We start from the raw sequence: 15759 nt of genomic DNA, 5'->3' as shown, positions 1-15759 counted from the left end.
CAATAGTTAGACCACAAACATTTATTGCTATAATAATTTTAGGTCTTCTTATTTTGTCTACACGACGCGACAAAATGAAATTGGAGACACTACTTAAAATTGTAGTGGTAATTTTTGATTCCACCCCTTTAAATAAGGGCGCATTTAAGTTAGTGTCGCCTCGATAAATGTTCCCTACAGACTGGATGAATAAATTGGAAAAGTACGAAGAAGTATTGGTCTCGATTCGTCAGATCATCCGCGCTATTGATTTACATTCTAAAAAGCTGAGCAAAGAGTCTGGATTGACCGCTCCACAGTTGATTTTGATGCGTGCTATCAATGAGTTAGATAACGTAACGATTAAACAGTTGTCTAGCCACACTAACATGAGCCAAGCGACCGCAACGACCATTCTAGATAGACTAGAACGAGGCCAGTTTGTTGAGCGTCAACGCAGTGTTCAAGACAAGCGTAAAGTGCATGCTGTACTTACGAGCAAAGGCCAAGAAGCCTTAAAGCAAGCACCAACGCCATTGCAGGAACACTTCATTAATCGATTCCAAAAATTGGAAGAATGGGAGCAGTCTCTGCTGCTATCTTCCGTTCAACGCATCTCAACAATGATGAATGCAGAGGATATCGATGTCGCTCCAATGCTAGAGCTTGGCAGCATTACAAAAGTCGATTAATTTCGCTCTCACGTGCTCGCTTTTTGCGGGCACTACTCTCCTACTCAGTTAACCCTGTTTCAAACGCATATTTCGCTAGCTCTGCCGTCGAATGTAAATCCAACTTGTGCTTAATGTTATGGCGATGCGTTTCTACCGTTCGGTAGCTAATGTTAAGTAGTGTGGCGATTTTCTTACTGCTGTTTCCTTGAGCGACTAATTTAAGCACCGCCTCTTCCCTTCGGCTGAGTGGATTCGTTTTTTGAGTGGCTGGCACCACCTCTTGGGTAAAAAGCGTTTGTGTGACAGACTCACAGAAATACGTTGAACCTTGATTCACCGTTTTTATTGCTTGCACCATTTTCTCGGCCGAGATTTCCTTGAGCATGTACCCTACCGCGCCAGCTTGCATGACCTTCATGATGTATTCACGGTTATCGTGCATGGTCAGCATAAGTATTTTGCTCTCCGGTCGCTCTTCTTTAATTACCCCAGTCGCTTCAATACCGTTCATTATCGGCATGCTAATGTCCATCAAGATGACATCAGGCTGAAGGTGCTTTGCGACTTCAATCGCTTCCAACCCATTGCTTGCCGTACCGACCACTTCAATGTCAGGCTCTAACTCCAAGCGAGCCATGAAGCCATCTAAGACCACTTGATGATCATCCACAATCACCACACTAATCGGTTTATCCATAAACTAATTCATCCAAATTAAGCAGCACGGTAATCTCTGTTCCTAAACCAAGCTCACTCATCAGTTCAAACTCACCACCAATGAACTCTACACGCTCTTGCATGTTCCTTAACCCAATCCCTTGTTGGTGCACTGCTTGGTTAACCACAAAGCCAACACCGTCGTCACGTATGAGTAATTGCAGCATATTGCCCATTTTTTGCAAAGTAACCGTCACTTTTTTCGCTCTTGCGTGTTTTTCGATATTGTTCAAAGACTCTTGAGCAACACGATACAAGGTCGTCGCGACTTCCGACGTCAGTTTGTACTGCTGAGTATCAAAATTACTTTCTATATCAATCCCAGAGTGAGAGTGAAAGTCTTGCAGTAAAGTGGTCAGTGCCGCCTCTAAGCCGATATCATCAAGGGCGCTAGGGCGAAGTTGATGAGAAATATGCCTTACTTCATTTATCGCGGTGACCAATGAGCGTTGCGATTTATCTAAGTGGGATTTGAGTTTTTCGTCTTCCAGTCTATGACTCATTAAATCCAAATGACATTTACTAGAAACTAACAACTGGTTGATTCCATCATGCAACTCTCTCGCTAGATGCTTTTTCTCATCCTCTTGAAACATGACGGTTTTATGTGCCAACTCTTTAAGGTTTTTATCGGCAAGACGGTGTTCATGCAGATTGATCGCTAAAGTGAGAACGATAATTACAGCAACGGTCACCGCTAAGATCACGACGACCGAGAAAAAAGTCGTTTCGATATTTTTGTTCACCGCAGCACGCATATTGGCGACTTCTTGACTGACGTCCTCAATATAGAGCCCTGTCCCTATCATCCATTCCCACTTATCGAGCCATGCGGCGTAGCTAAGCTTTGGGACGACCTCACCCGTAGATGGCTTTTGCCACAGGTACTGATGAAATCCACCACCTGATTGAGCTTGATACAACAAAGCTTCGATTAGACGATCGCCATTCTCGTCTTCAAGATAGAGTAAGTTCTCCCCGACTAGCTCTGGAAGAACAGGATGTACAAGGTTGGTGCCGTATTTATCGTAAGCAAAAAAGTAACCGTCTGCTCCGTAGCTTAAACGGTTTAAAATCGCTTTCACGCGTGTTTTAGCAACGCCCTCTTCTAAGGTTGGATCGTTGTAAATATAAGAAATGGAGTCAAAGGCGACGTCGACCGTGTCTTTGAGCGCCGCCTCTTTTGATTGGATCAGGTTTTGATGAAAGATCTCTACCTCCCTTTTGCCAAGAGTCTTGGTTTGATAGATAGAAATCCAACTGATACTCGCTGACACCAATACCACGGGTATCAATGTCAGCAGAATTAACTTTGCTTTGAGAGGCATCCCTTTCCTCCATGAAACGCTGCTTTACAGCTCACTATCTTAGCAGCACAAATAACTCGACTTCGTCCGCCTAGACATAAATAGCAGCTTAACAACTTGTCTCAAAAGGTAAAAACTCTCAGTTCACAAAATCTCTTTTATTATCGAGTGATCAACTCATGCCATAAAAGCCTGGGAAAAACAGCAAAGAAGCCAACACGACAATTTGAATCGCGATAAACGGCATCACACCTTTGTAAATATCTCGCGTAGTGACACCTGCTGGTGCGACGCCTTTTAGATAGAACAAACTAAAACCAAATGGCGGTGTTAGAAATGACGTCTGTAAGTTCATTGCGATAAGAATCGCAAACCACGTCATATTAATGCCCATCAACTCAGCGACCGGCGCAATAATTGGCACGATGATAAAACAGATTTCAACGAAGTCGATAAAGAAACCTAAAATCAGAATCACCACCATGGTAATGATGAGGAAGCCCCACTTTTCTCCAGGCAATTCTAACATCCACTCTTCGACTAGATAATCACCGCCAGTGTAGGTAAATGCCATTGAGAAGGCGGTTGCCCCTAGCAAAATAGCAAAGACCATTGCGGTTACTTTAACGGTTTCTTTCGATGCATCATAAATCATCGACCAACTAAACTGCTTATACAGTAACGACAGAACTATCGCACCAGCACCGCCCAGAGCCGCTGACTCTGTTGGCGTTGCAATCCCTGCAAAGATGGAGCCCAATACCACAATGATCAGTGCTAGCGGCGGTAAAACGGCTTTCAGTGCGGTGAACACTTCTTGCTTTCGACTGATCGACTCATCGCGCTCTATCGCCTGTGCGGCTTGAGGATTCAACTTCGCGTAAATAAGAATGTAGATAACATAGGCGCCGACGAGCGTGATACCGGGCCAGATTGCAGCTTGGAATAAGTCCCCGACCGGAACGCCGAGTACATCCCCTAACAAGATCAACACGATAGAAGGCGGGATAATTTGTCCCAAGGTACCAGACGCACAAATAGTCCCGCACGCCAAGCCTTTGTCGTAATTGTATTTAAGCATCACAGGCAATGAGATCAACCCCATCGCAACAACCGATGCGCCGACTACGCCCGTTGACGCGGCAAGTAATGCACCAACTAATACTGTCGAAATAGCAATACCACCACGGACACCGCCGAACAGACGTCCCATTGACTCAAGCAGTTGCTCTGCAAGCTTCGTCTTCTGAAGTACTAGTCCCATGAAGACAAACAATGGTACGGCCATTAGCACCGTATTTTCCATAATGGATTGAATACGATATGGCATGAAAGCAAACATCTCGATGCCTTCAGCCCAAACACCAAAAATCAGTGCAATACCGCCAAAAGTAAAGGCAACGGGGAATCCCAACAAAAGTGCAAAGAGCGCGACAAAAAACATCACTATACCGATCATAATGACTTCCTTTTACGACTTACCGTTATTACCGGCATAGATAAGATGAGGGTTAACAATCTTGTTGATCGAATGCAGCAGCAGTCCAATGCCACTGACTGCCATAAAGAAAAATGACAGCGGAATCATCGCCTTGATGATCCAACGATATGGCAATCCGCCTGGGTCACCAGACGTCTCGCCTAGCGCGTAACTTTCTTTGGCGAAATCGACACCAAACCAAGCCACCAGTAGGCAAAAAGGGAATAAGAAAAATAGCGTGCCTATGATGTCGATGATGGATTGTGCTTTGTAAGATAAGCGTTCATAAAAAATGTCGACGCGAACATGGCCACCAGACTTAATCGCGTAAGGCACACCAAGCAGAAATACGGCGGAGAATAGATGCCATTCCATTTCTTGGAATGCAATGGATACATCGTTGAATACATATCGCATCACAACGTCGTAAACCACATTCACCAACAATAAAATAAACAGGATGCTGGACAACCATCCGAGAAAATCGCTAAAGCGGTTAAATAATCGCTCAATATAAATAAGACTTCTCATTCCGAACTCCGTGGAACGTTTGGATACGCTCCGCTATGGTGCGGAGCATTCATTATGAAGTTTTCTTGGGCTTCGTTCGCAGGCTAAACCTCTCGGCGTCGCCTGCGTCATAACGTTATTGTTGAGCTTGACTGTTTAAGTAAGCTCGGTGTGAAATGTCTGACCAAGGTCGAACTTGATTCATGTAGTTCGCTTGCGACTCTTGAATCTCTTTCGCCAAAGCATCTTTTTCTGCGTGCTCTTTCAACAAACGATCGTTTGCTTCTCGCAACGCAGCCACTACTTCAGGCGGGAAGTCTTTGACTTCAACATTTGGGTATTCAGATTTGATAGATGCCCAGTTTTTGCCACTTTCGTGTTTCGATTGCGTGTACATATCGTAAGCGGCGGTTTTCATTGCTACTTGTAAAATCGCTTTTAGATCATCAGGTAGACGGTTCCAAGTACGCTTATTAACAAGGAACTGAAGCTCAGTTGCTGGCTCATGCCAACCTGTGTAGTAGTATGGCGCGATTTTGTGGAAGCCCATGCGCAAGTCCAATGATGGACCAACCCACTCCAAGGCATCAATTGTGCGACGCTCTAGAGAGGTATATAGTTCACCAGGGGCGATATTCGTTGGTTTTGCACCTAACTCTGCCAAAATCTCACCAGCAAAACCTGGGATACGCATTTTCAAACCCTGCAAATCCTCGACGGACTTGATCTCTTTCTGGAACCACCCGCCCATCTGAGTATCGGTATTACCGCCAGGGAAAGACATCAAATTATGTGGAGAGTACACCTTCTCCATCAGCTCCATACCACCGCCGTAGTAAAACCACGCATACTGCTCAGTTGGTAACATACCGAAAGGCATAGAAGTGAAGTAAAGTGTGTTTGGAACCTTGCCCTTCCAGTAGTAAGACGCCGAGTGGCCCATGTCGTATTGGCCAGACTTAACCATATCAAACACCCCAAAAGGCGCTTTGTGCTTGTTTGCAGAATCAATACGGATTTGCAGACGCCCGTTGGACATCTCCTCTGCCATTTTTGCCATGTTTTTTGTCGCATCACCAAAAATAGGGAAGTTAGGTCCCCAAGTTTCAGCAAGCTTTAAACGATAGACTTTTTCAGCAGCATTTGCAGAAGTCACAACGAATGTCATCGCGGCAACGACAGCGGTTGTTTTGAGCACTCGTTTTAAAGATTTTTGGATTAGACTCATCGTTCACGTCCTTTATCACCAAGGTTATTGTTGTCATCCATTTCATTAGGATTGGCTGTATTCGGTATAAAAGATGTAACAATGTTGTCGAATGCGAAATGGGCATGAACACGGAAGCGAGTAATTCATCAATAAGACATTAGCCTTAGGTATTACGTATAACTACGTAGGACAGCCGTTATGCAATAAGTTTAATCATCATAAAATTAATGAGTTACTTTTCCTGTAACGAGGCAAAAAGAAAAATGATACGTACGTACTTCTCTGCCAAAAAATTTACATAGTATTTAAGAAAATGTGACAAAGCACTTATTGGCAGCGTTAAAATCAATTCCTAATAGATTATTTTCAATACGAAGATAAAAAAATACCCCGGCATTGGCCGAGGTATTCAAGCTAGAACGGTAGCGGTAATTAAACTGCTTTGTAGATAACTTTGTTACCTGCTAACTGCTCTTTTTGAACTAGGTTTTCTTCAAGAAGCTTCTTCAGTGCGCCAGTAGCCCATGATGCCGCTTTAGTATCTTCTTGACCTGCAGCTAGACCAATGCCTTTAGGGTTGATACCTTCAGCATTTGCTACAACGATGTCTAATACTTGTTGTTGCTTAGGAGTAAGGGCAACATCAACTGTTTTCACTGCAGCTACTTTTTTCTCAGCTACTACTTTCTCCGCAACAGCTTTTTCAGCAACAGAAGGTGCTACTGCTTTTTCGGCAACAGGCTTCACTGCTTTAGGTGCTGCAGCTAAGTTTGCTACTGTCGCTTTAATGCGTTTTTGCAGTTTCATCTGCACTTTACGCTTATGAGCAAGTCTCATTGAATATTTCTCCAGTTCACTGCATCTCAGCAGGGATGAAAATTTGAAGCGCGTTTTATACCAAAATTCACAAGCAATTTGTAGGTTTTAGCGGCGAAACGCGATGAAAAATGCGCTCAAAGCATAGAACGTCTACTATTTAATCAGATATTTTATGAACGGATTTATTGAATACTGGGTATAAAAACAGAGGTTTCTTTTATTTCAAATGCAAGTCAATGCACATTTAGTCATCCACGCATTTTTGATCAAGTATTCGATGAGGTTATAAGCATGGAAACGCTGCACCTAACAAATTCACATTTCAAACCCGACTCCCCTATCAACAGAATACTTTTGTTGCTCGTTGCACTGATAACCCTGTTTTTGGTTGTCATTTCTCCGGGATGGAAGCAAGCCATGTTGTCGGTCATTTTGATGTCTGCAATTGTTGGTTTCGCCATCTTGATGATCAAAAAAAGCCAAGTCACTTTTACGCTGACAGCTTCTCACTTCCAACAACATCTTTTTAAAGGCGGATGGGTCGTCCGATGGCGAAATATTGAGTCAATAGGGATTTGTAGCTACCAGCAGGAAGGGTGGCATCAGCCGCTACCTTGGATTGGTATTCGTCTAAAACACTACTCACCTTATTTGGATTCGATCTGCCCTCGTATAGCGACAGAAATTCTCCTTAGCCAACGCGCACTACTTTATTTAGGTGCGAAGCAGAATCAGTGTGAAGAAAAGTTTGAAGATATGGTGCTTGATCCTAAGCCATACATAAACAGCAATGGGATTGAGTATAAAGGCTTACTGGCGATGCTCGCCAACCGTATGAAATATCAAAGAGGATTTTACGGCTACGATCTGTTTATATCAGCCAGTGACCTAGATCGTGAAGCAGAGGATTTTGTGGGACTGACTCGGCGATACTTAGCTGCCGCCGAGCCAGAATAATACTTAGTACACGCGCTTTTAGTAAAGCGGCATCTCGTCAGCAACGAACGGGTTAGTTTTACGCTCGTGACCGAAAGTCGATTGAGGGCCGTGACCTGGGACAAACGTGACATCATTGCCTAAAGGCCACAATTTCTCTTTGATAGAGCTAATCAAGGTATTGAAATCACCTTGTGGGAAGTCAGTTCGGCCAATGCTACCGTTAAACAATACGTCGCCCACAAACGCCAATCGCGCTTCTTCACTATAAAGAACAACGTGACCAGGGGTATGACCTGGTGTGTGGAATACCTTTAATACTTGATTACCAAACGTGACAGTGTCACCCTCATTTAACCATTGATGCGGTTCAAAGGCTTCAGTCAATGGGAAACCAAACATTTGGCTTTGCCCTTCTAGACCTTGTAGCCAAAAATTATCCGCTTTATGAGGACCAATGATCTCAGTACCACCAAGCATTGCAGCCAGCGGCTCTGTTCCGCCAACATGATCTAGGTGACCATGGGTTAGCACCAAGTTGACGATCTCGATGCCAAGCTCTTTAATGAGCATAGCAAGTTGCTTTTCGTCACCGCCTGGGTCAATAACGATGCCTTTCATCGTTTCATCACACCACACGATAGAACAGTTTTGAGAAAAAGATGTCACTGGGACAACTTGGTATTTCAGAGCCATAGAAAACCTATTACCAAACAAATTTGCGTTAAAACTGGCGCAACTATGACACTAACCCCATGCGACTTCAAGGCTTGCTATTGACTTACCAAGAACGCACAGCACCTGTATCGATATGGACAAAGTTACTACTTGGATAATACCCAACACCACCAGCTTTCAAGCTAATTGCTGCATCGCGTACAGTAGACAATTTCACTCCATCAAGACGGAAGTCTATGGCCTTACCTTCCATATGAAGACTTTTCTTTGCCACTCCGCTAGCCCCTTTGCGCAGGGACGCATTGGTCAAAGGCGAACGGTAACCAGAAATTACAATGACTTCTGCATCTGTACCGATCAGCTTTTGAATCTGGCTGATTTGATCGAACAAGCGTCGATCCATAGGATGAACTTCGTTTCGACGGTGATCACGACAAAACTCATTCAGCTTTTCTAGTTCATCATCAAGATAGCGTTTACCATCGAAATAGCATGTTTCGAGGAGCTCTCCAGTATTAAGGTTGTTCATCGCCAACTCACGTGGCTCGTCAGGGAATGAAGCCCATGAAATCGATGGCAAGGCAGATGCCAAAACCACGCCACCAGCGGTCATTTTAAGGAAATCTCGGCGGGAAAAATTACGACTTACCATTTCAAAAAACAATGCTCAACAACTAAACAAGTCGCGGACATTACCCAAACACCTTTGTCACGTCAAATGCATACATCGCTCCACCCTAATTTTAAGATGTGGCGATTAACGCTTAATTATTGAACAAACAGAAGATTCTTAGTTTTGTAAATTTTATTTAAAGATTTCAACTACGGTGATCGTATTTATAGATATCATCTCGGTAATAAAGTGTTCCCTCTTCTAGCCATGCGGTTTGATAAATAATGTGCACTTGGATGCGTTCTCCTAAAGGAACCGACGTGTTAGAGCGACGCGTACTTTCCCGTTTTTTCGCTAGGCGTTCTTCTAATCCCTGAGTTTTGAATAAGAGCTCCGCCAGTTGGTCGGCATGTTCAACGCGGACACACCCGGAACTGAATGCGCGTCTATCTCGTTCGAACAAGTTTTTACTTGGCGTATCATGCAAATAGATAGCTTGGGGGTTTGGCATATTAAACTTATACAATCCCAATGCATTGTGTAAGCCCGATGCCTGTCGCATACGATAAGGAAATGTTCTCGGATTCACCGTCGCCCAATTGATGGTTGTAGGGTCAATAATTTCGTTTGACGTCCAAGACCGGATGATTTGAATGTTATGGTTAATCAAATACATCGGATTACGTTTCACTTTAGGAATGATGTCTTTCACCATTATGGTCCATGGCACATTCCATGTGGGGTTGAGAATGACGGAGTCAAGAGTTCCCGACATGATTGGTGTTTTTCTTGAGGCTCTACCAACCACAACTTTAGACTCGAACAACGGTTGACCATCGTGCCAATACGTTACTTCGTATCCAGGTACATTTACAAAGACAACATTATCTCTGTCTTTGGACCAAATCCTTGAACGTTCTGAGTTCAGCGCCAATAGATGCAATCGTTCTTGAGGAGAAAAGTTGATCCATCGAATGGTATTCGGGCCAATCACCCCATCTTCTTTCAATCCATGAATACGCTGAAACTCTTTCACCGCTAACTCTAATTCTTCATCATACTGTTGGGTCGTGATATCTAAATACGATACATCCACACCGACCACTTCCATACGCTCAATCAGAAGCGGTTTATTTTCTAATTGGTCACCGACACGGGCAAGGCCCGCTTGTTCATAGATTGGATATTGATACTGAGCGTGCTCGGATAAAGAGGAGTAAGCGGAATAAAAAGCTTCGTCCGTTTGTAAAGGAGAGCGAAGGCTTGCTAAGAATTGACCAAGTTTGCCAACCGTAATTTCGTTACTCAGTACGGACAAAGTATCGATACTAGGAGCAGGTAAAATCACGTGGGTTTTGTTAGCAAATAACCAGTTGATGCCTTCTTCAGGGAGCTGCTCGAGATAACTGAGATACATCAACAGTGAATCTGTCATAACCAAATCAAAGTCGAGGTTATCTCCCTGCCATCGAACTTGGTTTATACGATGGAGTTGATTCTCGAATTCGTTCGTGACGCCTGCAAGAGCAACCAGGTTTACTTGAAAAAGAAACTGCTCAATATCGCTTTCATTTTCCCAGTTCAAACGGTAATTGGTACTTTGATAAAGCTGGTCAATCACCTCTGGATAATGGATCATTTTTTCGACAGACAGCTTTTGTACCGCTCCCTCTTGCTCTGTTTGTGCAGAAGCTTCGAGAGAAACGACGGTAGAAAAGCTGAAAAACGGCACCATAAGTGCCGTCATGATTAAAACCCTAGCAAACACTGAAACGATCCTTGCGCTACTTGCCATAATGAAAAGTATGGCAAATATCTCACAGCTTGCAGGTTTAAAATTAAGAATCTGATGTTGAAATTAACATCAAGTTTCTTTATCTATTTGGGTTCAAACAATCTTTGACCAATGGTTATCCCATTGAACACCACTAAAAGAAGCGCTTTTATGTGTTGTTGGCCTTTGCTCAACCACTTTGCCAGCACCAGAGCTGACCCTGAATTCCTTTCCATATGTCACCACTCCCGATGCATCTGGCAAAGCACTTAACTCAACCAACTTACCTGTAGCTTTGGACCATATCCCATAACAACTGCCCGGAGGAGAAGTCGCAAGGATCCATTCATCCGTCGCCGCGATACTCGCGACATAGTGATTAAATCTCGCCCACTCTTCGGGTTCCGCATGTAAAGATTGCATCACGCCTCCACGAGTGTGCATCGCAAGTAAAGCTGGGTATTCATCCGGCTCTCCACGATATTGCTGACCACACAGTACCGTCTCTGCACCATCATGCGCTAAATGACGGATGCTCAACTTATGATCTGGTAAAGAGACTTGATCCAACAGCTCACCTTCTTGTGAAAGGTAACTCAGGCTTGGTCTCATGCTATCAAGATTGAGCGGTTCACGGCCGTTGGTGTGTACGCCACCGACGCCAATCGCTAATGCGCCATCAGGCATCATGATCACTTCATGAGGGCCAAGGCCAAAACCTGTTAACTCATCGATCTTTTGATATTGCTTTTGCACATCATAAACACCGATGATCCCACGGCTTGTGCCCCTTTCTCCTTCTGTCGCAAATAGCAACGTGCCGTCACGGGAGTAAACACCATGACCATAAAAATGGCGATTTGGCTTTGCTAGCCGCAGTTTGATCATCTGCTCTGAGCGATAATCAAACACCATGAAGAAAGTACCTGGTCGACGACCAAAAACTACGGCGTGGCCTTGTGGGTTTGTTGCCACACCGTGACCACGTTCAGGAATCGGCAATGAAGATAGCGGCATACCATGCTCATCCGCCACCACCGCTGCATATTTATCTCGGCCAATGATAGAGCAGCCGATCAACGCAGGCTCACGTGAGCTTGTTGAAGCACAACCAAATGGCAACATAGGTGTAGCCGCCCCGAATAGAGCGGCTTTCAGTAAGGTTCGGCGGGTTTGATCAGTCACCATCGGTTGCATTAAATCCTATAACCACGCCAAGCTCGATCGCCACCTCTTCATGGATCAAGTACTTCAATTGCTCTAGCTTATTGTATTGAGCGAGTACCATGCGGTAGCCTTCTTTACTTTGTAAAGCCGTGAACAAACTCTTATCTTCCGGCCATGTTTCCAACGCCATTTCAAACTGGTGAACAACACGGTCTGCGAGACCTGCATGGCCTTGCTCTCTTAGTAGAGTATCTAGACCATTACCGTTGGCAAGATACAGCGCTTCCATTGCTTCAAGGTTTGCTTTTAAGTTTGAAAGCGACGTCTCTGAACGCCAAGATTCAGAAAAGTAAGGACGAGGCTGACCAATTTTAGCTAACGGTCTGCTCAGCTTTTTCATGCTGTAGTCAAGCTGATTAGAGAGCAGCGAAATGTACTCGGATTTCCATTCCGTCATCTCTAACGACTTCCAAGGATTTTGTGCCCAAGAATCTGCGATGATCTGCGCTTTGTTCTCTAGGTTTTCAGCAATTGCAACACCTGTCGCACAGGTATTGCTGTTGCTAGATAAGGTCGACGCTTTATCGTAAAGCAGCCATTCTAGTGCACCTAGGCCTTGCACAGTAACACTTTGCGTGGAGATCTTTTCCGCACTCCAAACTTGGTCAGATTTCGTCAGCACAGACATTTTTCGGCCGGTGGTGTTCTTTTTATCTGGCCAAAACTGGACATTCCAACTTTGCTCCAACGCCGTAGCAGGGCCACGCTCTTGACCTTGTAATGCCATCCACGTCAGCATAGTTTGGTGCCATTGCTGTTTTACTTGCGCATCATCTTTCGTCTCTGATGTGCAGTAATCCGCGAAGCTTTGTTCAAGTTCTGTGGTTTGCGCTAAAAACGTCTGCGCAGATTGAAACTCAACTTCGTAGACCGCTTGAGAAATATGACTTGTACTCTCAGGCTTGGCAGAGCTTGAACCGACTGTCGATTGGCAACCAACCAAACTTAACGTTGCGGCAATCGCACTCACTAACAGTGTTTTTTTCATGGTTGCTTCCTTATAGAGAATTCAGAAACGCAATCAATGCATCACGTTCTTTTTTGTTCAGTGCTAGCACGTTTTGTTTGGCCGTTTCCGCTTCACCGCCGTGCCACAATACCGCTTCCATCAGATTACGGGCGCGGCCATCATGTAAGAAGTAACTATGCCCGTTTACTTCTTCGGTATAACCAATGCCCCATAGGGGTGCCGTTCGCCATTCACGGCCGTTTGCTAAGTACTCAGGACGGTTATCGGCTAAACCTTCCCCCATGTCATGCAGAAGCATGTCTGTATATGGATGGATAAGCTGCTCAGAAAGCGCTGGTAACTCTGGTCGCTTCGCCGTTTTGACACTGGTCTTATGGCAGCTTTCACAGCCAGAAACCGCAAAGATTTTCTGACCGAGTTTCACGCTAGGATCGTTCATATTTCGGCGAATAGGTACGGCTAAGTGCTGGCTGTAAAACTCAACGAAGTCGAGAATATTTTCACTCACTTCGGGTTTGCCGCCATTTGGCATGTCGTCACAAATACTTTGTTTCGAGGTACAGTTTTCATTGGGGAATAAATGGCTCGTCAGACCCACATCACCATTGAATGCTGCTGCATTTTGCTGCATTAACGTCGGTTGTCCGGCTTTCCAGCCAAAACGACCAATCGAGAAGTCGTCCTTCTCAATATCCCAAACCTTGTTTACTTTACCTGAGATACCGTCTTTATTTGCATCTTGTGCATCAGCCCATGCAAGTAGCGTTTCGTCAGGAATACTCTCTAACAAACCAAGGCCGATCATTGGCGGTGCAACACGCGCTGAAAATTCCGTATCAGGGTGCATATCGCCGTAACCTAGATCGGTAATATTCAAATGAGGTTTTCTTAGTGTCACCGTCGTGCCGTCTTTAAACTTCACTGGCACATCGGTGTACGTGATTTCGATTTTTCCTTCTGGCGTTTGATCTTGCAGGGCAAAGTCTTGGAGCTGGCCGCCATAAGTCGGCTCAGGTATAACGCCGTCTCTGATGTACGCTGTTTTTTGCTCTGACGTCATCGCAGGGATGCTCAAACGCACTAACATGGACACCGCATGCAAATCATTTTGCTCTGGAGGATGACCACGACCATCTTTGATGTGGCAGTTTTGACAACCATTTGTATTGAAAAGAGGTCCCAAACCATCTCTGGCATCGGTAGACGCTGGCGCTTGTACCCAAGGGTTGCGGAAAAAACTATTGCCCACGCTAAAATCAAGACGTTTACTCATAGGAAGGTTCGCGGCAGGAAGAGAATACGCGTTGGCGCCTTCTTTTTTGACGCTCGTTTGTCCACCAGATTTCACATCATACGCGATAGCAGTAGAAGAAAAGATCACGGCCAAGGCCGAAATTAAGTAAGGCTTCATATCATTGCTCTAAAACACAACAAGAGGAGTGGGATAACAGCGAGTTAAAACGGTAAAGGGCTCAAACGAGCCCTTTCAATTATTTTTTGTACTTTGATTAAAACTCGTGGTCAGCAGTATCAGGGCTTAGGCTATCAATGCCAATGATACCCGCAGCACGCTCAATTGAACCGGTTTGAGCAACCAATGACATGATGGTGTCATTCACTAACGTGTTGCCTTGTGCATTACCCGCTGCAATTAACTGGTCGAAGTGTTGGTTGTTCTTCTCCGCAGACGTAACCAATTTACCAACTTGGTTACGCGTAACATCAAACTGCTTCTGGATCTCTTTAGCTGCTTGTTTGTCTTTTTGAGCCACTAGGTCAGCAATACTCGGACCAGAAAGCAATGTGCCGTCTTCACGCTTGTAAAGACCTGTGTAAACGTTATAGATGCCCTGCTCGTTGTAGTAATGAGAGTTGTGCGTATTGTCTGAGAAACAATCGTGCTCATCTTCTGTCGAGTTTGCTTCCAACGCCACCTTCATGCGCTCACCAGCAAGCTCACCCAAAGACAATGAACCCATACCGAACAACATTTTACGTAGACCATTATCCGCAGAATCATTAAGAAGCGTTTCACGGTAGTTGCCTTTCACTTCCGCAGACCACTGTTTTTCCATCCATTCAAGGTCTTGAACCAGTAGATCGGCTGCCGCTTTTAGGTACTCACCACGACGGTCACAGTGACCATTCGTACACTCAGAACCGACAACGAAGTCTGTGTAAGCGCGCTGACCTGCGCCTGCGTTTGTGCCGTTTAGGTCTTGACCCCAAAGTAAGAATTCAATCGCGTGGTAACCTGACGCAACGTTTGCCTCAGAACCACCTACTTCGTTGAGATCCGCTAGCAATTCTGGAGTAATGTTTGAAACGTCTAGTTTAGAAGCACCAATCTGTAAACTGGTGTTTGCGATGATGTTTGCAGCAGCGCCTTCGTTACCGAGTTCATATTGGTAATCTGTCGCTACGTAGTCAATTAGGCCTTCATCAAGTGGCCATGCATTTAACTGCCCTTCCCAGTCATCAACAATCGCGTTACCAAAACGGAATACTTCAGATTGTTGGTACGGAACGCGAGAGTCTAGCCACGCTTGTTTTACTTCTTCAAGCTTATCCGCTGATGGCGATTTTAGGAATTCGTCGATTTTTACGTCGAGCGTTTTCGCCGTTGTCACTGAGTCAGCAAAGACTGCATGTGCAACGTCTGCATAATGTTCAACGACTTGTTGTTTCGTTACTTGGGCAGCAACGGTAGAACCACTGGCAATGAGGAGTGATGCAGCAATAGATTGGACTAAAACTGTTTTTGCATTCATCTGAAGCATCCTTGTTGAGCAATTTATTTGTTTTATTCTTAGTGCTAATTATTCTTATTTGCACTATTAGTCACGAGATAATACAAATTTACAA

Annotated in this window: 15 protein-coding genes; 2 read left to right on the top strand and 13 right to left on the bottom strand. The window is 44.6% G+C overall.

The window, feature by feature from the left end; translation table 11 throughout:
• The first annotated feature begins 194 nt into the window (after positions 1-194).
• Positions 195-671: a MarR family transcriptional regulator gene (locus OO778_RS06385; protein ID WP_031780419.1), complete on the top strand. Its 477-nt coding sequence runs from the start codon at positions 195-197 to the stop codon at positions 669-671.
• 40 nt (positions 672-711) lie between these two features.
• Here OO778_RS06385 and OO778_RS06380 read toward each other — a convergent pair whose 3' ends face one another.
• The 6 genes from OO778_RS06380 to OO778_RS06355 all read right to left on the bottom strand — a co-directional run bounded on the left by OO778_RS06380 (position 712) and on the right by OO778_RS06355 (position 6714).
• Positions 712-1350 (bottom strand): response regulator transcription factor, encoded by a 639-nt coding sequence (locus OO778_RS06380; protein ID WP_005394727.1) that lies wholly within the window; start codon positions 1348-1350, stop codon positions 712-714.
• Positions 1343-2698, bottom strand: a complete 1356-nt coding sequence (locus OO778_RS06375) for a cache domain-containing protein (RefSeq protein WP_012841643.1) — start codon at positions 2696-2698, stop codon at positions 1343-1345. The genes OO778_RS06380 and OO778_RS06375 overlap by 8 nt, the downstream gene beginning before the upstream one ends.
• 151 nt (positions 2699-2849) lie before the next feature.
• Entirely contained in the window at positions 2850-4136 is a 1287-nt protein-coding gene (locus tag OO778_RS06370) for a TRAP transporter large permease subunit (protein WP_005394731.1), read from the bottom strand.
• 12 nt (positions 4137-4148) lie between these two features.
• On the bottom strand, positions 4149-4688 hold the full coding sequence (locus OO778_RS06365; RefSeq protein ID WP_047009966.1) for a TRAP transporter small permease subunit: 540 nt from the start codon (positions 4686-4688) through the stop codon (positions 4149-4151).
• 115 nt (positions 4689-4803) lie between these two features.
• Positions 4804-5895 carry a TRAP transporter substrate-binding protein gene (locus OO778_RS06360; RefSeq protein ID WP_005394734.1) on the bottom strand — a complete coding sequence of 364 codons (1092 nt, stop codon included), beginning with the start codon at positions 5893-5895 and terminating at the stop codon, positions 4804-4806.
• Positions 5896-6309: 414 nt separating this feature from the next.
• Positions 6310-6714 (bottom strand): hypothetical protein, encoded by a 405-nt coding sequence (locus OO778_RS06355; protein ID WP_005394736.1) that lies wholly within the window; start codon positions 6712-6714, stop codon positions 6310-6312.
• 273 nt (positions 6715-6987) lie between these two features.
• Here OO778_RS06355 and OO778_RS06350 point away from each other — a divergent pair, with 273 nt between their 5' ends.
• A complete protein-coding gene (locus OO778_RS06350) occupies positions 6988-7653 on the top strand; it encodes a DUF2982 domain-containing protein (RefSeq protein WP_012841641.1) in 666 nt (221 codons plus the stop codon).
• 18 nt (positions 7654-7671) lie between these two features.
• Here the strand turns inward: OO778_RS06350 and OO778_RS06345 are convergent, their stop codons facing one another.
• From OO778_RS06345 to OO778_RS06315, 7 genes are all read right to left on the bottom strand, one after another.
• Positions 7672-8328, bottom strand: coding sequence for an MBL fold metallo-hydrolase (locus tag OO778_RS06345; protein ID WP_048625699.1), 657 nt, complete (start codon positions 8326-8328; stop codon positions 7672-7674).
• An 85-nt stretch (positions 8329-8413) separates the two neighbouring features.
• Positions 8414-8962 carry a DUF882 domain-containing protein gene (locus tag OO778_RS06340; protein ID WP_074191505.1) on the bottom strand — a complete coding sequence of 183 codons (549 nt, stop codon included), beginning with the start codon at positions 8960-8962 and terminating at the stop codon, positions 8414-8416.
• A gap of 166 nt (positions 8963-9128) precedes the next feature.
• Positions 9129-10670: a L,D-transpeptidase family protein gene (locus OO778_RS06335; RefSeq protein WP_264911058.1), complete on the bottom strand. Its 1542-nt coding sequence runs from the start codon at positions 10668-10670 to the stop codon at positions 9129-9131.
• Positions 10671-10811: 141 nt separating this feature from the next.
• The gene (locus OO778_RS06330; RefSeq protein WP_264911056.1) at positions 10812-11894 is read right to left on the bottom strand and encodes a DUF1513 domain-containing protein; all 1083 of its coding nucleotides are present in this window, start codon (positions 11892-11894) and stop codon (positions 10812-10814) included.
• Positions 11875-12912: an imelysin family protein gene (locus tag OO778_RS06325; RefSeq protein WP_085343482.1), complete on the bottom strand. Its 1038-nt coding sequence runs from the start codon at positions 12910-12912 to the stop codon at positions 11875-11877. Before OO778_RS06325 ends, OO778_RS06330 begins: the two co-directional genes overlap by 20 nt.
• A gap of 10 nt (positions 12913-12922) precedes the next feature.
• Complete coding sequence (locus OO778_RS06320; protein WP_264911055.1) at positions 12923-14305, bottom strand: di-heme oxidoredictase family protein; 1383 nt, start codon at positions 14303-14305, stop codon at positions 12923-12925.
• A 97-nt stretch (positions 14306-14402) separates the two neighbouring features.
• Complete coding sequence (locus OO778_RS06315) at positions 14403-15665, bottom strand: imelysin family protein (protein ID WP_046876199.1); 1263 nt, start codon at positions 15663-15665, stop codon at positions 14403-14405.
• Positions 15666-15759: the final 94 nt, after the last annotated feature.

This window comes from Vibrio sp. STUT-A16 (genome assembly GCF_026000495.1).
Classification (GTDB): Bacteria; Pseudomonadota; Gammaproteobacteria; order Enterobacterales; family Vibrionaceae; genus Vibrio; species Vibrio diabolicus.
Note: the sequence above shows the minus strand (reverse complement) of the source record. Positions and strands in the feature narration are given on the sequence as shown.